Annotated in this window: 9 protein-coding genes and 2 pseudogenes; 5 read left to right on the top strand and 6 right to left on the bottom strand. The window is 46.5% G+C overall.

Features of this window, described 5'->3' with window-relative positions; genetic code table 11:
- Positions 1-193: 193 nt before the first annotated feature.
- Positions 194-1714: pseudogene (gene tnpC / locus MiSe_RS16290) on the bottom strand (IS66 family transposase).
- 349 nt (positions 1715-2063) lie between these two features.
- On the opposite strand from tnpC, the gene MiSe_RS16285 reads away from it, so the two are divergent.
- Positions 2064-5699 carry a WD40 domain-containing protein gene (locus MiSe_RS16285; RefSeq protein ID WP_226581884.1) on the top strand — a complete coding sequence of 1212 codons (3636 nt, stop codon included), beginning with the start codon at positions 2064-2066 and terminating at the stop codon, positions 5697-5699.
- A gap of 60 nt (positions 5700-5759) precedes the next feature.
- On the opposite strand, the gene MiSe_RS16280 is transcribed toward MiSe_RS16285, so the two are convergent.
- Both MiSe_RS16280 and MiSe_RS16275 read right to left on the bottom strand, forming a co-directional pair.
- Positions 5760-6008, bottom strand: coding sequence for a hypothetical protein (locus MiSe_RS16280; protein ID WP_226581881.1), 249 nt, complete (start codon positions 6006-6008; stop codon positions 5760-5762).
- A gap of 347 nt (positions 6009-6355) precedes the next feature.
- Positions 6356-7687: an AAA-like domain-containing protein gene (locus MiSe_RS16275; RefSeq protein WP_226581880.1), complete on the bottom strand. Its 1332-nt coding sequence runs from the start codon at positions 7685-7687 to the stop codon at positions 6356-6358.
- 466 nt (positions 7688-8153) lie between these two features.
- Between MiSe_RS16275 and MiSe_RS16270 the strand changes: the two genes are divergently transcribed.
- The 3 genes from MiSe_RS16270 (at position 8154) to MiSe_RS16260 (ending at position 13947) form a co-directional block, all read left to right on the top strand.
- Entirely contained in the window at positions 8154-10268 is a 2115-nt protein-coding gene (locus tag MiSe_RS16270) for a TIGR03032 family protein (RefSeq protein ID WP_226581877.1), read from the top strand.
- Between the two features lie 2 nt (positions 10269-10270).
- Positions 10271-12409, top strand: coding sequence for a cadherin-like domain-containing protein (locus MiSe_RS16265; protein ID WP_226581874.1), 2139 nt, complete (start codon positions 10271-10273; stop codon positions 12407-12409).
- A gap of 272 nt (positions 12410-12681) precedes the next feature.
- Complete coding sequence (locus tag MiSe_RS16260) at positions 12682-13947, top strand: calcium-binding protein (RefSeq protein ID WP_226581873.1); 1266 nt, start codon at positions 12682-12684, stop codon at positions 13945-13947.
- A 1066-nt stretch (positions 13948-15013) separates the two neighbouring features.
- Here MiSe_RS16260 and MiSe_RS16255 read toward each other — a convergent pair.
- Together MiSe_RS16255 and tnpA are read right to left on the bottom strand one after the other, a co-directional pair.
- Positions 15014-15727 carry a PHP domain-containing protein gene (locus MiSe_RS16255; RefSeq protein WP_226581870.1) on the bottom strand — a complete coding sequence of 238 codons (714 nt, stop codon included), beginning with the start codon at positions 15725-15727 and terminating at the stop codon, positions 15014-15016.
- Positions 15728-16119: 392 nt separating this feature from the next.
- Positions 16120-16527 carry an IS200/IS605 family transposase gene (gene tnpA, locus MiSe_RS16250; protein ID WP_226581867.1) on the bottom strand — a complete coding sequence of 136 codons (408 nt, stop codon included), beginning with the start codon at positions 16525-16527 and terminating at the stop codon, positions 16120-16122.
- A 26-nt stretch (positions 16528-16553) separates the two neighbouring features.
- Here tnpA and MiSe_RS16245 point away from each other — a divergent pair.
- Positions 16554-17815, top strand: a pseudogene (locus MiSe_RS16245) (RNA-guided endonuclease InsQ/TnpB family protein).
- Between the two features lie 36 nt (positions 17816-17851).
- On the opposite strand, the gene MiSe_RS16240 reads toward MiSe_RS16245, so the two are convergent.
- The gene (locus MiSe_RS16240; protein ID WP_226581864.1) at positions 17852-19069 is read right to left on the bottom strand and encodes a hypothetical protein; all 1218 of its coding nucleotides are present in this window, start codon (positions 19067-19069) and stop codon (positions 17852-17854) included.
- Positions 19070-19180 lie beyond the last annotated feature (111 nt).

Here is a 19180-nt window from a genome sequence, read left to right as displayed (position 1 = left end):
TCAATATTTTCCATAACCGCTGATTTTTGTGGCTTTTTTTCGTAACTGCTCACCGCAACTGCGTTGCGGTATTGCCAATGATGTCAGACTTCGCTACGCACTAGAGTTATAGGTGGTATTCCAGAAAAAGTTGCCACAAGCAAGACGGAAGTTTTTGGAAAACTGGTTGATTCAATTTCTTTCAATGAAAAGATCAGTTGAATTGTAAGCCTGGAGGGCTACGACCAGCTAAAGACAGTAACTCATATAATTGTGCGATCGCGAAGCGGAAGGGAGGCATATCGCTTCCCCACCAGGCAACCGAACTGTTTCTAAAAAGCTAAACATTTGGGCTACAAACCCTCGCGCCCCAATCGCTTCGCGCTCCTCCAGTTACTTTCCGATGCACGACCACCGGACTATTGCTCGTTCAGCATCATTGTTGTCAGGTTTAACTTCTGGATAGTCTAAAAAAGTGAACCATTCTATCCAATAACGTTGAATTCGGTTGGCTAATCTTTGGGCATCGGCAGGCCATCCCTTTTCAGGTGGATTGTTTAAAACTGCAAGCAATTGAGCCTCAATTACCGGACGCTGACCAGCGATTTGAAAGCGGCTCAATTGACCAGCATGGTAGTCGCGATACCAACTTCTGGCGGTGGCTAAAATCTCACCCACAGCTTGAGCGAAGAGACGATTCTCCTCAAAACGACTGGTATTGAGCGCTTCCAAGTCACGTTCGAGATGGGTTAAACACTTCTGTGCAAGCCGCCGCCGATTGGGGATTGTAAGCACTAAAACAATCACTGCTAAGAATGCCAGAAAAATCTTCTCCCAATAGCTGTTTTAGTTCAGCACTACTACGGGTGGGAGCTAACAAAAGTACACAAACTTGGTCACTGGTTGCCACCCACAACCAATACTTAATGCCATCAATACAGTAAGTGGTTTCATCAACGCAGCGCACACCTGGTTGTTGCACGTAGCTCAACCATTGCTGATAGATTGGCTGCCAGCTTTCTTGGAAGTAACGCTGCATCTTGGCTAAACTCCCTTGAGAGATAGGAACTCCCAAGACATGTTCCACGAAATATTCTTGTTTTCGCCAAGGCAAGTTACCCCCATATCCTAGCCAACCAACCACACTACATAATCTGCCACCATAGCTGAATCCTTCCCTTACTACCGGTGGTAATTGAGAGTATCCCGACCAGCCACAATCGTTACACTGGCATAAGCGACGACGATATTCTCTAATTTCTACGGGTTGCTCTATTAGTTCGGCTACTTGTTGTACTTTCTTCTTTGCTGCTGTCACTGGATCTACTGCTGCCTGACATATCGGACATGTTTCCAGTTCTAGCTCAATGATTTTGTCCGGATCTCCAAATCCATTGCGTGTCTTGCCTGGATGGTCATATTTGGGGCCGCGTTTTTTCCCTTTTTTTCGCTTACTTTTGTCGCTGGGCTTTTTGAGCAGGTCTGCTGATGGGGGAGTCGAACTGTTTGATGAGTTGCGGTTTTTTAGCTTGTCGAGTACTTCTTTTAACTGTTCAATCTCCTGTTGCTGCTGTTCTATTAACTGCTGTTTTTCTTGGAGTTTTCTTTGTTGCTGTTGTAGCTGCTGCTGTTGCTTGAGTAGCCATTCTGCTAACGACAGCATTGCCTGCGCCATCTTCTCTACGGCAATGGCTATCTCTATCGGTTCGCTGGTCAGTGTAGCTTTCTTGAGCATGGAAGCTACTATACTCTATTTTTGCCTATTTGGCTCAAACCCTTACCAAGCTTCCTCCCTGGTCAGATATGAGCCTCCATTGGCGATACCGCAACGCAGTTGCGGTGAGCAGTTACCAAAAGTCAAAAGTCAATTCCTCATTTTCCCAATCCCCAGTCACTATTAACTCAAGTTGCTAGTTATAAGCTTTGGCCTTGCCAGCTTGCAAGCTTGCTAATTGCTAATATAAGATTTTTACCAATCTCGCCATTAGCCATTAGCCATTAGCCCCAAGCATAGAGATAACTAGCAACTTACGTTATTATGTGAAAATTGATACTAACTTGTCCGCTCCCATCCTCCCCACCCCATGTACAGTTCCTATTACCAAGTTGGTGGCTCTCTTGCCAACGATCACCCCAGTTATGTAGAACGAAAGGCAGACACAGAACTTTATGAAGCCGTAAAACAAGGGGAATTTTGTTACGTCCTCAACTGTCGTCAGATGGGCAAATCCTCTCTTGCAGTCCGCACCAGATATCGACTGCAAGAGGAAGGATTTCTCTGTACAACTGTGGATCTGACTCGCGTCGGCAGCGAAATGGTTACGCCCCAGCAATGGTATAAAGGAATCGCCACCGATTTATGTCTGGGTTTAGGTATATTTAAAAAAGTTAAGCTCAAATCTTGGTGGCAAGAGAAAGAAGAATTATCTTTACTTCAGCGATTAGGATATTTTCTCGAAGATATTTTATTAGCTCAAATCCCTGACCAGAACATCGTCATCTTCCTGGATGAAATTGATAGCATCCTCAGTTTAGGCTTTCCAGTTGATGATTTTTTTGCCCTGATTCGGTTTTGTTATAACCAAAGAAAGATAAATCCGGAATACAATCGCATCACTTGGGTGATTTGTGGAGTGGCGACTCCCAGCGATCTGATTCAAAATCGCCAGCGAACTCCCTTTAATATCGGGAAAGCCATCGATTTGCAAGGCTTTACCCTGGAAGAAGCGGAACCTTTAGTCCCAGGATTAAAAGCCTGGTTTGAGAACTCAAGGAAGATTTTGCAAGAGATATTAGCTTGGACAGGCGGGCAACCATTTCTCACCCAAAAACTGTGTAATCTACTTATAGAATTTAGCCAAAAAGCCGAGACTAATTTTAGCGAAATTGTTACGGGCAATGAAAGCTTTTGGGTAGAAAAGTTAGTCAAATCGTCGCTGATTGAAAATTGGGAAGATCGGGATGAACCGGAGCATTTGAAAACCATTCGCAACCGCCTGCTGCATAAAGAGAAGTGGGCGGGGAGGTTGTTGGGAATTTATCAGCAAATTTTACAAGGAGTCGAGATACCCCTTGACCAAAGCCACGAACAAGGCGAACTTTTAATATCAGGTTTGGTGGTAAAAAGTCAAGGATTATTGAAGGTGAAAAACCCGATTTATCAAGCAGTTTTTAACCTGGAATGGGTGGAAAGAAAATTAAATGCACTCCGACCCTATTCCCAATTATTAGAAGCTTGGGTCGCTGCCGATCGAGTCGATCCTTCCCGGCTATTACGGGGACAAGCTTTGCGGGATGCTCAAGCTTGGGCGCAAGGCAAAAGTTTGAGCGATTTGGATTATCAGTTTTTAGCAGCGAGTGAGGAATTAGACCGCAAAGAAGTACAACAGGCATTAGAAGCAGCGCGGATTAAAGAAGTAGAGGCGCGACTGATTGAAGAAGGAAAAAGACTTGCAGAAGAACAAAAAAATGCCCAAAGGCAAAAGATATTTATTGCCACACTAAGTACGGCTCTATTTATTGCCACTGGGTTAGGAATAACTGCTTTCTGGCAGTATAGGAAAGCAGTGCAGAGCGAAAATATTGCCAGAATCAACGAAATTCAGGCGTTGGCATCTTCTTCTGAAGGTCTATTTGCCTCTAATCGGCGTTTAGATGCCCTAATTGAAGCTTTGCGAGCCAGAAAAAAAATGCTGTCGTTAGGTGAAGTGGATGCTGACACGAAAAGCCAGGTGGAATTAGTCCTTCAGCAAGCTATTTTAGGAGCCGATGAATATAACCGCCTATCCAAACCTGCGTCAGGACTCTACGGTATCGCCTTTAGTCCAGATGGGAAGAAGATCGCAGCAACAGGCATAGATAATACCGTCAACCTGTGGACAAGAGAGGGTAAACTGCTGAAAATGTTTAAAGGAAATCAAGCATCAGTCAGTGGCGTTGTCTTCAGTCGAGATGGTCAACTGATTGCTTCCGGTAGTAGCGATCGCACTCTCAAACTGTGGCGACTAGATGGCACATTAATCCACACTTTCAAGGGTCATCAAGCCATCATTAATAATATTGATATCAGCCCCAATGAGCAATTTCTGGCTTCTGTGAGTGAAGATGGCACAATCAAACTGTGGCGACGGGATGGTACCCTACTGAAAACCTTGAATCTAGGTAGGGCTTTAAATTGGGCAGTTGTATTTACTCGAGATAGCCGAAAAATCCTGGTGGGGAAGGGAAATGGGGATCTCACAGTCTGGCAAGTTGACGGTCAACAGTTAGCAACCATCCCCGCTCACGCCGGGGCGATCCTGGGTATTGCCATTACCCGTCAAGGAGATACCATCGCCTCTGCTTCTACAGATGGCACGATTAAACTCTGGAAATTTTCCGGAAATATCCCTGTTCTCCTGACTACCCTGAAAGGACACAACGGCATAGTATTCGGTGTCGCCTTTAGTCCCGATGGTACACAGCTAGCTTCCGTATCTGATGACAAAACCGTGAAACTTTGGCAGCGCGTCGGTAAAACTTGGGACAATCCCCAACTCCTGCGTAGCTTTGCTGGACACAGTGCCATGATTATGGATGTCGAGTTTAGTCCCGATGGTAAAACGATTGCTTCTCAAGCTTGGGATAATACAGTCAGACTTTGGAAACCTGACAACCCGTTACTCAAATCTCTCAATGGTCATCAAGCATTGATTTTTGGCATCGCCTTCAGTCCCGATAGCCAAATGCTCGCTTCTGTTGGTATGGATAAAACCGTCAAGCTGTGGGAAATTGGGGATAGAGCTACGTTGGGTGTCATCCTACGCAGCTGGAAAACAGATCAAGGTTTGATGGGAGTCAGCTTTAGTCCCGATGGCAAACGGTTGGCTGTTGCCAATACCAATGGCATCCTGCAACTTTGGACAAGGGAGGGAAAATTCCTCGCCACCCTCACAGGACATACAGGGACAGTGAGAAGGCTCCAGTTTAGCCCCGATGGTACTTTACTTGCCTCTGGGAGTGGAGATGGCACGGTAGGATTGTGGAATGTTGCCGGGAAAACTCCGGTTTTACTGGCAAAATTAACAGGACATCAAGCCGGAGTTTGGGTGGCGAGTTTTAGTCTTGATGGTCAAATCATCGCCTCCTGTAGTGGGGATGGCACGATCAAACTCTGGACAAAAAACGGTAAGTTATTGCACACGATTAAAGCCCATCAAAGCGTGATTCGGTCAATTGCCTTTAGTCCTGATGGTCAACTCTTAGCCAGTGGCAGCGATGACAAAACCGTGAAACTTTGGCGACTTGATGGAACTCTGGTGAAAACTTTAGCAGAGCATCAGGATGCAGTGCGGACAGTCGCATTTAGTCCCGACGGCAAACTCCTCGCTGCTGGCAGTGGGGATGGCATCATTAAATTGTCGCAACCAGACGGCACTTTATTAACTACCCTGAAAGTCCATACTGGCGGCATTTGGCAGGTGGCTTTTAGTCCCGATGGCAAGCAACTCGCCTCTGCTGGCGAAGATCGTAGCGTGATGTTATGGAATGTCGAGAAAGTGCGATCGCTCGATGGCATCGTTGCCTCTGGTTGCGATTGGATACAAGATTATTTACGCACAAACGGGGAATTGTCGCAAAATCCCAGCCAACCTTTTGGCGACGGCGAAACTCGCCATCTGTGCGATGATGTCACAGGGCAGAGGGGCAGGGGAGCAGAGGGGCAGTGGAGAAAGCAATAATTAGGGCAGGGGAGCAGGGGGGCAGTGGAGAAAGCAATAATTGCCCAAAGAAACCGGGTTTCAAGGAATTATCGTCACTTTAGAGCCAGAGAGCTTCCCAGAAACCCGGTTTCTAGTAACTCTTGTGGGGTGGGCATCTTGCCCGCGGTTTCTAGTAACTCTTGTGGGGTGGGCATCTTGCCCGCCCCATCTTTTTATAGCGTTTCTAGTAACTCTTGTGGGGTGGGCATCTTGCCCGCCCCATCTTTTTATAGCGGGAAAGCGACTTGCTGGAATACAGCCTTTGTGGCGCATTTTGTATAGCGGCACCCTTAAGGGTGCCGCTATACAAAATGCGCCCGTCTACACGGGCTATTACTCCCATCCCGCTAGAAAATTATGTACTTCTTCTTTTCTCTTCCTTCCTGTTCTTCGCGTCTAAGCGCTGGCGCGCACGCTACGCGAACGCGGTTCATTCAGTACAAATTCTTCCGGCACCGAAGGGAGTAACTTACGAAAAATCAAGTGTATTCTATTAAGTCACAATCCGCTATATAGCAGATTGCAGGCGCAAGAGGTACACCTTGGCAGCAGTGTGCGGGCAGCAAAAATGGCAGCCCGCACACTGCTGCCAAAAGGCTGTACTTCACACGAAAAGCAATCCGCTGTATTTGCACCTAATTCCTAAAATAATCTTGATACAACTGACAACTCACAGTAGCCGCCGTTTCCTTGAGATCGATCAAACCTAAACTATTTAACTTAAATGCCCACACTTGATCTAATACCACAGGTGCTTTCCCCCTCAAAACTCGCTGAAAAGCTGACTCTAACTCAGGATACTTTTGCAGATAACTTAATTGTTCGTGCAGGTGTTGGCGGAAAATTCCGGTTTCGCTTGCGGCTGTAGTTAATAATTCAGTTAAAGGTATATTGTCCATCACAGTATGATAAAGCGCTAAACTCACTAAATAAGGGAATCCTCCTAATAAACTCATTAACTGCGCCAATTCCGTTGATGATAGCTGAACTCCATACTTTCGGGCTAATTCTTCTACCTGGGCAGCGGTAAACCGTGGTAAATCAAAGGCTAAACCGACATTAAACGGCGATCTATTTACATCTAAGGGAATATAACAATCTGTAGAATTAACGATAACAAGCCTCAGTTTTTGCCAAATCAAATTGTACTTACTTTCCTCATGCCAGCCGCGCAACAAAGCGAAAAAATCACGGCTTAAGGCGGGAAACTCAAACAACTGATTCGCTTCATCTAATACCAGCAGCATCGGGGAATCGATTTCTGGCAGCAGATATTCTTGGAAATAGGCGGTACAACTCACTAAAGTTCCGATATCCTCATCCCAGTATTCATCTAGCTGAGAAGCTAAATTTAGCTGTCGAGTTACGTTGGCACAAAACCAGCGCAAGAATTTTGCCGTAGAAGTGCATATTTGAATCTCTACTGAATTTAAGCTCAGGTACACAGTTGCGTAATTGTATTGTTTAGCCACGGCGATAATTCTTTTAGAGAGAGATGTTTTTCCCATCTTTCTGGGAGATTTAATCCGCATTAATGCCCCGGGATTAATAATTTCTTGATAACACCTATATTCGATGGGAAAGCGCTCGATATAAAAAGGCGAATCTAAAGCAATTGGACTATCTGTAAATGGACATTCAATCTGCTGTTTGGTTTTGATAAACTGAAAATTATCTAATTTTTTCTCTTTTTCTAGTATGCTGCATAACTGGGAGTAACAATTTTTCTTGCTAATTCTTCTTCCCCAAATATCAGAAAGCATTTGCCATAATTGCGGCGCCATCGTATGACTAATATATTCTGAAGAATATTTTTGTTCCTGGGCAATTTGTCCATAGCTTTTTTTGGGGTTTTTTAGTGTTTCCCGGAGTAAGACTTTCTGGATATAATTCAGTTCTTTTTGAGTTTTATTTTTGATTGATTCAACCACGAACTCAAGAATTTCCTCAGCAGAAGCACTCGTCATAGCACAACAAATCAAACAGGTTTTTACTTGAATACAAATATTTTATCAAATTTACCCGGTCTAAAATAGCTAACTTGAAACCCAAAAATAGCTAATTTTATCCCTTGATAAACGCGCAAAAATATGTTTTAAATTTAATTTCTAAGAATAAATTAAGTTTTCCGGAAAATTCGTTTAAGGAATCACTTCCGCAATAGCTAACTTTATGTATTTTTTGATGCCCGTAATATTGCTAAGGTACTTTTGGGTGTAAAAAAGTACAGAGTTTCACCCCGAAAAAGTAGGAGAACGGCAATAATATCATGTCCGCTTGAATACCCATAGTTACGACTGATGCTCCTGACACGGGGACGGGAGGACGCTCTGAGTTTTAATTAATGGTGAAAAGCCTGACATGATATAACTCGCTGCTCTGAAAATTAGGCTAGCTGATAGGTAATTTTGCTGGGAGATTTTTTGAGAAAAAATGATTGAATACCCCAAGGAATTTGAAGTTAGTATCTCCCCAGATTTAACCGCCTGGTTAGCCACACAAAATATCAGTCTAGCCTGCACCACTTACCAAACTAATCGCCTGATTTTTATTGGTCATAAATCCAATGGGCGCTTGAGTATCCATGAGCGTTTATTTGATAAACCAATGGGCTTATATGGGGCGGATGATTCTCTTTACATGAGTACCCGCTATCAAATTTGGCGGTTTGATAATTGCCTCGCACCAGGAGAAAAGTATGGGGAATGCGATCGCCTCTACATCCCCCGTACCGCCCAGATTACCGGAGATCTTAACGTCCATGATGTAGTACTTGACAATTCACAACAAGTGATTTTTGTCAATACTGACTTTAGTTGTTTAGCTACTCTCAGTCCAGATTACAGTTTTGTACCCCTCTGGAAACCCTCATTTATCTCTAAATTAGTAGCAGAAGATCGTTGTCATCTCAATGGATTGGCGATGGTAAATGGGAAACCTGCTTATGTCACCGCCTGTAGTAGCACCGATACAGCCGCCGGGTGGCGTAATCATCGGCTTGATGGGGGAGTAGTCATCGATGTTAACCATAACGAAATCATCGCTACTGGCTTATCTATGCCCCATTCTCCCCGTTGGTATCGGGGGAAATTATGGATACTCAATTCCGGTACTGGGGAATTAGGTTACATCGAGGGAAATCAATTTGTACCCATTACCTTCTGTCCTGGATTTGTGCGCGGGTTAGCGTTTTGGGGAAATTTCGCCTTCGTCGGGCTATCTCAATTACGTTCCCATAATTTTACGGGATTAGCTCTGGAAAAACGCTTAATGGCTGAGGGAAATCAGCCCCAATGTGGCTTGATGGTAATTGATTTGCAAACGGGGAAACCGCTGCATTGGCTGTATTTTCAGAGTGTAATTGAAGAACTATTTGATGTGGTGGTTTTGCCGGGAGTGTCGCAACCACAGGCGATTGGGTTACAGGGGGATGAAATACAGCGCTTGGTGACGTTTCCTGATAGTGGGGGAATTGTTACCACTAAACCCACTGCCCAACGTCCTAGTTTAGGTATAGCACCCCCTGTTGCGGGATTACCGACCTCTCCCCCAGCCCCTCTCCTGCAAGGAGAGGGGAGTAAGACTACAAGACCGACCTCTCCCCCAGCCCCTCTCCTGCAAGGAGAGGGGAGTAATCATGCTCCCCCCTTCCCTACTAGGGAAGGGGGGTTGGGGGGGTTAGGTCAGACCGTCCGTTACCAACGGGTGTATCATCTCAATACCAGCAATGCCAAAGATTACGATGAATTCACCTTTCCTCGCTTACAGAAACGCTGGCAAACCCAACCACCCCAAGGAGAATTAACTGGACTTTCGGCTTCCGTAGCAGGTTCAATGGTGGGATTTGCTATTGCTGAACGTATTAACTCCACACAAGCTGAAATTATCTCTCTATTTGTCTTACCTGAATACCGCCATCAAGGAATTGGGACAAGATTAGTAGCCTATTTAGAACGAGAATTAGCGCAACAAGGATGTGTGGAATTAATCCTCAGCTATTCCACCACTTCACTTACCAATACAGGATTAGAACCGCTACTGCAAAAGCTGCAATGGCAAACTCCCCAAACTACCCTGGTGCTAGGCAAAACCGCTACAGAAAAAATTGCCCAAGCCCCCTGGTTAAACAAGTTTCCCCTACCTCCAACCTTTGAGGTGTTTCCTTGGTTTGAAGCCGCAGGATTACCCCTGCCGCCAACAGCCAAGGATAGCCCCTTAGAACCCCTAACTAGCCTGGGATTGCGCTATCGGGGGGAAGTAATTGGTTGGGTGTTAACCCATCGGGTGGCACCTGACACAATTCGCTACACCACTCTGGAAATGGCTGAACCATTCCAGAAGCGGGGGCGAGGGGTTTCTCTGTTAGCTGAGGCGATACGTCGTCAAGTTAACAGTGATGTCAGCTACCTCACAGGTTCGGTTTCGGTTCAATATCCGCGCCTGTGGCAGTTTGTCGGACGACACCTGATGCCCTATTTAACTGGGGTGGGGGAAGTCCGTCAGACACATAAGTTGATTAACCGTATATCTAACTCAGGAGAAAAGTAATCATGCCACCAGTCAATACAACAGATCCGCAATTCTCATCACCCCAAACCAACCCCAACGGACTGATGAATGTGGGGATTTATGCTAAACCCACCTTTGCCGATATCGATAATGATGGGGACTTGGATGCTTTTGTGGGTAATAATGCAGGCAATACCCTGTTCTACCGCAACACGGGAACCACATCTGCTCCCAGCTTCACTCTTGAGGCCACCAACCCCTTTGGACTGACGGATGTGGGGAATTCTGCTGCACCCATCTTTGCCGATATCGATAACGATGGGGACTTGGATGCTTTTGTGGGTAATCGTGACGGCAATACCCTGTTCTACCGCAACACGGGAACCACATCTGCTCCCAGCTTCGCCGCTCCCGTCACCAACCCCTTTGGACTGACGGATGTGGGGGATTATGCTAAACCCACCTTAGTCGATATTGATGGGGATGGGGACTTGGATGCTTTTGTGGGTAATTATGACGGCGATACCCTGTTCTACCGCAACACGGGAACCACATCTGCTCCCAGCTTCGCCGCTCCCGTCACCAACCCCTTTGGACTGACGAATGTGGGGACTTCTGTTGCACCCACCTTTGCCGATATTGATAATGATGGGGACTTGGATGCTTTTGTGGGGGAAGCATACGGCAATATCCAGTTCTTTGAGAATATATCTGCGACTACCCCAGTTAACGATGCCCCTGTAGCAGTAAACGATAGTTACAGCATCAATGAAGATGCCAGCTTCCCAGCTATCATCGCTAACTTGCTGGATAACGACAGTGACCTAAATGGGGATGTCATTACCATTACCAATTCTGACTTTACTGGTTTCCTTGGAGACTTTGGGTTCAGCTCTAACGGCACATTTCAATATGGTCCTGGCAGTAACTTTCAAAGTTTAGCTGTCGGGGAAACCGCAACGACTAGCTTCACCTACACCATCAGCGATAACAATGGCGGCACGGATACCGCTACTGTTACTGTTACTATCAATGGGGTCAATGATGCTCCTGTTGGTTCACCCACTGCTACTTTAGCCAATACCGCTGAAGATACTGCGATTACCATTAATAGTTCTGACTTATTAGCAGGTTTCAGCGATGTCGATGGCGATACTCTCTCTGTTGCCAACTTAACTGCCAGCAACGGCACATTGGTGAACAACAATAACGGTACTTATACCTTCACCCCCAATGCCAACTTTAATGGTGCAGTGAATCTCACCTACGATGTCACTGATGGCACAGCCACCTTAGCAGGACAAACCCAAACCTTCTCAGTCGCCGCTGTTAATGATGCTCCTGTTGCCATTGCAGACAGCGTTACCACCGCTCAAAATACCCCCCTCACCATTGCTACCAGCACCCTGATCGCCAACGATACCGATGTCGATAACCCAACTGGGGATTTGCGGATTACTGGTGTTAGCGGCGCAGTAGGCGGAACTGTCACTCTCAACAATAATGGCACTCCCGCCAACTTTAGCGATGACTCGATCCTGTTCACCCCAGACAATAGTTTCACAGGTAACGCCAGCTTTAACTACACCCTCAGCGATGGTAGTCTCACCAGTACGGGTGCTGTGACGGTAGCAGTGACTCCCGTTACCGGACTGAATCTCAACGGCGGTAACGGTAGCGATCTCCTCAACGGTGGCGCCGGGGATGACTACCTCAACGGTGGCAATGCTCAAGACACCCTCAACGGTTTTGCTGGCAACGATACCTTAGTGGGTGGCACTGGTGTGGATATCCTCAACGGCGGTGATGGTCATGACTTGCTGCTGGGAGACGATCTCCAGATCGGTGCTGGCGGCGATGACATTCTCAACGGCGGTGCGGGTAACGATACCCTCAATGGTGGCAAAGGTGCTGACCAACTGCGGGGCGGTGCTGGTAATGACATCTTAACAGGTGGCAATGGCCCAGATACCTTTATCTTTGCCCCTGGGGAAGGCACCGATACTGTAAGTGACTTCCAGCTAGGTCCAGATTTGATTGGTCTAACGGGTGGTTTGACCTTTGCACAACTGAGTTTCTCTGGAAATCAGATTGTGGTGACTTCCACCAATGAAATTTTGGCAACCCTGACGGGTATTAATACCACGACGCTGACGGCTGCTAGTTTCGTAACTATTTAGCTTGTCTAGGGTGTAGGATGTGGGGTCTCTTGCCCGCGTAAGTGTTTACTCAGGGAAAAAGAGGAGCAAATTCCCCTCTCTGTACCGAGGGTTGTTCACCCATCGGGTAGCACCGGACACCATTCCCTACACCAATCTCTCAATCGCTGAACGCTAACAGAGAAAGGGGCGAGGGGTTTCTCTGTTAGCAGAAGCGATATCTCGCCAAGTTATATCGAATCAAAGAGATTCAACCCCAAACCAAAGAGAAACTAACAACAAAGGTAATAGCCATGACAACAGTAATCAATTTTGACGAGTTCCTTGGTTCTTTTCAATCGCTTGGCGATCCGTACCAAGAAGCAACATTTTCAACCGATCCATGGGGAGAGGTCCTAGTCACATCCAACAACGGTATCGCAGCCGCAAACGGCAAAGATTTAAATGGAAACCTTTACGTAGATTTTGCTCAAGCTGTTAATAATCTCTCGTTTACAGTAAGTGGCGATTTCGTCACGGGTACAGGGGCTCTAATTGATGTCTATACGATGGGGGAGTTTGCTGGACAGGTTAATCTCGTCACGGATGGCAATCCCGACACCTTAGATGTCGTGAATTTATCATCATACAGCAACATTACCAGTATTAAGATCGATGCGTCCGACTCGTTCGGCCTGGTGTATGATAACTTTCAATTTGCGGAAGCTACTACCCCAAACAATGCACCTGTAGCCAATGCAGACAGCGTTACCACCGCTCAAAATACCCCCCTCACCATTGCTACCAGCACCCTGATCGCCAACGATACCGATGTCGATAACCCAACTGGGGATTTGCGGATTACTGGTGTTAGCGGCGCAGTAGGCGGAACTGTCACTCTCAATGATGCTGGCACTCCCTCCAACTTTAGCGATGACTTGATCCTGTTCACCCCAGACAATAGTTTCACAGGCAACGCCAGCTTTAACTACACCCTCAGCGATGGCAGTCTCACCAGTACGGGTGCTGTGACGGTAGCAGTGACTCCCGTTACCGGACTGAATCTCAACGGCGGTAACGGTAGCGATCTCCTCAACGGTGGCGCCGGGGATGACTTCCTCAACGGTGGCAATGGTCAAGACACCCTCAACGGTTTTGCTGGCAACGATACCTTAGTTGGTGGCACTGGTGTGGATATCCTCAACGGCGGTGATGGTCATGACTTGCTGCTGGGAGATGATCTCCAGATCGGTGCTGGCGGCGATGACATTCTCAACGGCGGTGCGGGTAACGATACCCTCAATGGTGGCAAAGGTGCTGACCAACTGCGCGGCGGTGCTGGTAATGACATCTTAACAGGTGGCAATGGCCCAGATACCTTTATCTTTGCCCCTGGGGAAGGCACCGATACTGTAAGTGACTTCCAGCTAGGTCCAGATTTGATTGGTCTTTCTGGTGGTTTGACCTTCAGTTCGCTAACCTTTAGTGGCAATGAAATCCGCTTTGGTAGTGAAGTTCTCGCCATTCTGAATGGGGTGAATACAACCACTCTCACAGCAGCGAATTTCGTGAATGTTTAATCTTAGAAGTTCAGAAACCGGGTTTCTTCGTTGATCTCTGGTTTCCCAAGCCACGTTTTTTCAGAGAAACCCGGTTTCTGTGAGTCGCAGTTCAGAAACCGGGTTTCTTCCTTGATCTCTGGTTTCCCAAGCCACGTTTTTTCAGAGAAACCCGGTTTCTTTGCGTAAGTAAGCTGCTACGCATTTAAATCCAATAAAGAGGCGGGCAAGATGCCCACCCCACAAGAAGAAGGGAAAATTTGGCTCTCAAATTAGGTGCGTAGCAGCTTATCAACGATCCTTGTAGGGAACATCAATCAGCTTTGCCCTTAGCGAGAAGGTTTTCTCCCGTGCCCCTACAACCAATTTTAATTATTCCGATGCAACCGGATTTGATCTAACGACAAGGTCTGAAGACACGGGTTTTTCGCGGACTAGCCTATAAAAATACCAGTAGCGCCACGGCATCAATCAGCTTTGCCCTTAGGGAGAAGGTTTTCTCCCGCCGTGCTGCTGCAACTATAAAAATACCAGTACCCCACCCCCATAAATCCCAGTACCCCAACCTAAAAATACTCGCACCCCTACCCCAAAGATTTTTGCAACATCTATCTGCTTGGGGTTTCCAGCCTTGAGTACAACCTTAATAAATTTAATTAAGATAGATCGAGTGCAACGAAATAACTCACCCATGGCAAGGCTGATAAAAAGGTAATAGATTCCAACAGAGAGATCAAAACAATTTGGGTAGCCTTATGTCACCGATAGAAACATTCTTCACCTTTAGCTGTGCTTCCATTGTTGCAGTCGCTGCACTAGCCACTTGGCTGCGTTTCACCGAACGGCGTTCTCATACAAAACGGATTTAAAATTTCTTTGGTGGAAAGACAAAACCGAACAAGATCGGATGCGTAAAAATCTAATATGCCAATCTGCGAGTCAAAAAAAACACCCCTCTTCTTGCAGGAGAGGGGGTGGGGGTGAGGTTTGACTCGCAGTTTCTTAGACAGGACTATTAGACTTCGACCATATCTCTTGTGGGGTGGGCATCCTGCCTGCCCTTGAGGTTGTTTTTTGAACAGGTCTATTACAGGCGCGTCAACAAACTGCGACCGTGAGTATCCGTACCGCAGGTGTTAAGCAATCCATAAAATGCACTTAATTTCTGCATCAGTTGGGTTTGCTTGGGACTGGGACGCCAGGGGGTAGGATTATCGTAGGCGTAGTAAGTTTCAACTCCGTCGATGCCGAGTTTGGCAGCTTCGTGGATTAGGTCGTCAGGCGATCGCCGATACCGTGCCGGGTGCGCCAGTACCGCCAAACCCCCCGCAGCTTGGATAGCCCCAATGACGTTACCTGCCTTTGCTAGATCGCCCTTAGCACCGGATTCTTGCAAATAAGGTTGTAGCGATGGGTGTTTTGGATCGAAGGCATAACCGAGAATGTGGACATCTGTATTCAACAAGTCGGCGTTAATTTCTACCCCCGTCCACAGGTGCGGAATTGGGTATTGGGAGCGATCTTGATACCATTGTTTCCACTCTTGTAGCCAGCAACTCGCTTGCAGATAGCCGTTTACGCTGTGGTGATCGGTAATGGCAAGCCCTTGCAAACCGTTGGCGATCGCTTGCTCGATCAACTCCTGGGGTCTCAGCTTACCATCCGAGGCGATCGTGTGCATGTGAAAATTATACGAGCGCGGACAACTTTCCGGATCGATTGTCTCGAACACCTGTTTGAGTGCCGATACATCTCGTGCTGCTACTTGGGTTGACTCTAAGGGTTGAAGATTAACTGCCATAACCGCCATAGAATTTTGCTGGGATTGTTTACTATAGTCCAACCCAACCGCAGCAAGGTGTCAGTGTGGCAAAGACTGCCACGACAAGTTATGCGCCCTTGACGATGGGCTGACTAGAACCAACTGTGTATAACTGTTAAGACTAAGTTAGCAAACTTAAACACTCTAAGCACTAACGTATTTATACCTAATTTCAATCAGAGTCATAAGTGGTAATGGGTAATGGGTAATGAGTAATAAATACTCATTACCCATCTCAACGGCGGGGTACTCCCGCCAGAACGGTACTCCGTTTGGCGGTGAGGGGGATAGCAGGGCAATGAGGAATCCCACCCCCGACCAATTTTGACCACCGCTCAAAGAGGTGAGTGGGGTGGGTGACGAATTGCCAATTACTCTGCAATCTCGCTCTGATTCTCAACATATTTTCTAACTTGGTCAAGGGTAACACCTCCGCAACTGGCAACGAAATAAGCACCTGTCCAGAACACGGGCTTGCTATAAATAAGGGATACAACATCAGTAAACTCTTTACGAATTAATCGACTTGAAACAGTTTTAAGATTGTTAACTAGCTTGCTGATTTCAACATCTGGTGGAAAATCAATCACCAAATGAACGTGGTCGGATTCGCCGTTGAAATCTGTTAATTTTCTATTCCACTTTTCACAAGTGCCAGCAAGTATTTCATGTAATCTTAAGAGAATCTCTTGGTTGATGACCTTGCGCCGATATTTGGTTACTAGCACCAAATGAATATTAAGGGAGTAAACACATCGATAGCCCTTGTTGCACTGCATAGCGCCAAGCGCGATACAATGATTCTATGCTACTCACTTATCAGTACCGATTGCAACCAACTCCTGACCAGGCGGCGATCTTGAGCCACTGGGGTGAATTGCTGCGTCGGCATTGGAACTATGCTCTTGGACAAAGATTAGATTACCTTCGCCGCACCCGTTCTTCAGTCGATAGATGTAGCTTAGTCTCTGAGCCAATTGGAGATATTCCAAACCAAGTAGATTACTATTCACAAGCTGCCGATCTAAAGGAGACAAAATTATTATTTACTGAATATAAAAATATTTATGCTGACTGCCAACAGCAGAATTTAATGCGGTTGGATAAGGCTTGGAAACGGTGGCTAATTCCCGATAAAGCGGGCAAGAGAGGAGGTAAGCCAAGGTTTAAAAAACCGGGCGACATTTGCTCTTTCACCTTTCCTAGAGTCAACAGCCCTAAAGCTGGATCCACTCTGGTTGACAACACTTTAAAGTTGTCTAAAATCGGTGAGATACCAGTTATCTTGCACCGTCCCATCCCCAACGGTTTCGAGATTAAACAAGCAACAATTATCAGTAAAGCCGATGGTTGGTACGTCAGTTTTTCGCTAGAAGATAACACTGTTCCAACTTCAGTACCTGTTGATGAAATTAAATCTGTTTGCGGAATTGATGTGGGGTTAGAGAAATTCTTAACTACTAGCGATGCCCAAGCAGTTGCCGTTCCACAGTTTTATCGCAAGTCTCAAGTGGTTTTAGCCCGTCAACAACGGCAATTATCTAGAAAGAAAAAAGGATATAACAATTATCACAAACAAGCGAATAAAGTAGCAAGAGGGCATCTGCATATTGCTAGACAAAGAAAAGATTTTCATTACTTGGTGGTTCATTGGCTATGTGCAACATACGATTTAATTGGGTTCGAGAAATTAAACATCAAAGGACTGGCTAGAACTAAACTAGCTAAATCGATACTGGATGTCGCTTGGGGCGCATTTTTGAATATATTGCAAGCTTTCTTCGGTAAGACGCGGTAAGCATACTCAAGAAGTAGATGCTAAAGGCACGAGTATCGAGTGTTTTAATTGTGGCGAAAGAGTCATCAAAGATTTGTCTGTCAGAGTTCATAATTGTCCTAATTGTGGAGTCAGTTTAGACAGGGATTTGAACGCAAGTTTAAATGTTTTGAAACGGACGGTAGGACAACCGTTTGCTGCTTGTGGAGGCAAGCGTGGATGCACAGCCGATGAAGCAAGAACTCTCATTTGTGAATTTGAGAAGCCCCCGCTATACCGCTTGCGGTTAGCGGTGGGAGTTGTCACTACCCGTATCCTGTGAGGTTTCATATTGTTTGACCCGCAGTAGTGCTGCTGTTACGAATTTCCCAAGCTTTGTCTAATAATTGCGACCAGCGCTTTTGCACCTGTTTGGGCGTCCATTTGAGTAAGGAGGCGATCGCGCGATCGGTTTCTGACTCGCGTTTTAGCTGCAACAGTTGCCGCAGAGGCGGTTCGAGTTGTTGCCAAAAGGTTTCCCACTGTTTTTCATTCATCCCCAGCTTTTCATCTAGATCGGCACCCAACCACTGATGTACCAATTGCCACTCTTGCTGGCGGGCGAATTTTTCTACATGGTACTTGAACCGCTGTTGTAGGTAGTCGCGCTGACGGGGTTTTAAGCCCAGAATTTCGTCAATTTCTTTGGCAGAGAGGTCTTGCAACTTTAAAATCAAATAATCTACGCAGTCAGATTGTTTTTGATCTGCCAGGTATTTGATTAAGGCTTCAATCACGCGATCGCGCAACACCGACTCGGTTGGATCGACCGCCTCGGATACCATCGAAGCTCGTACTTGCTGCATCGCCGATGAGTTCCCATGCGCTTGCGCTTCGTCGCTTTTGGCAGATTCGGCAGCCAGTTCTATATCCATCGTCGTTTCCGCAGGCTGGCGGCGGACAAACCCTTGCGCCCTCAACACTATTAGCTGCTGCGAACCACCGCTACGGAGTCCGATCCGACGACGAGCATATTGTTCGGTAAAAGTCAAGTACTCGGCGATTTGGAGTTGGGTGCGAGGAGTGTAGTTGGGAGCGGTTTGATTTTCGCGGCGGAAAGCTGAGAGGGACTCGATGTAGAAGTTTTGCAGGAAGTCTTCTAGCATGTGATAGCGACCTTGGAAGCTAGAGGGGGATCGCATCGGTGTCATATAGCGATAAACCATCGCACCCAGCGTGCTGTGCAGTTCGATGCGCGCCTGTTTTGCACCGAGGTGATAGTACTTGAGACACTTGGAAATGCGGTGCCGTGCCAAACCAAGTTGCCAAGAACCGATACAGCCAGATTTTTGGATGCGGGGACTAGCAGCGCAAATGCGATCTACTTCCTTAGCAATGCGAGTAGCGACCGCTTCAATAGTGGGAGAATCTAAGGCAATTTCTGCTTCTAGTTCTTTGGCGAGGAGGTTGGCGAGAACATCTACATCGAATGCGGTGGCGATAGCTGGTTCGTTGATATTGTTATAAGCGGACTCTAGGGAAAAATTTGTATATGCAGCTTTCATAATTTCACCTACCTGTGGGACGCAGCACCTAGTCAGCCAATTGCGGAAAGCGAGTCACTTAACTCTCTCTACACTTTGACTTTAGGGCTTTACCATTAGCCACGGGTAAGG

This window comes from Microseira wollei NIES-4236 (assembly GCF_020521235.1).
GTDB lineage: Bacteria > Cyanobacteriota > Cyanobacteriia > Cyanobacteriales > Aerosakkonemataceae > Microseira > Microseira wollei.
Note: the sequence above shows the minus strand (reverse complement) of the source record. Positions and strands in the feature narration are given on the sequence as shown.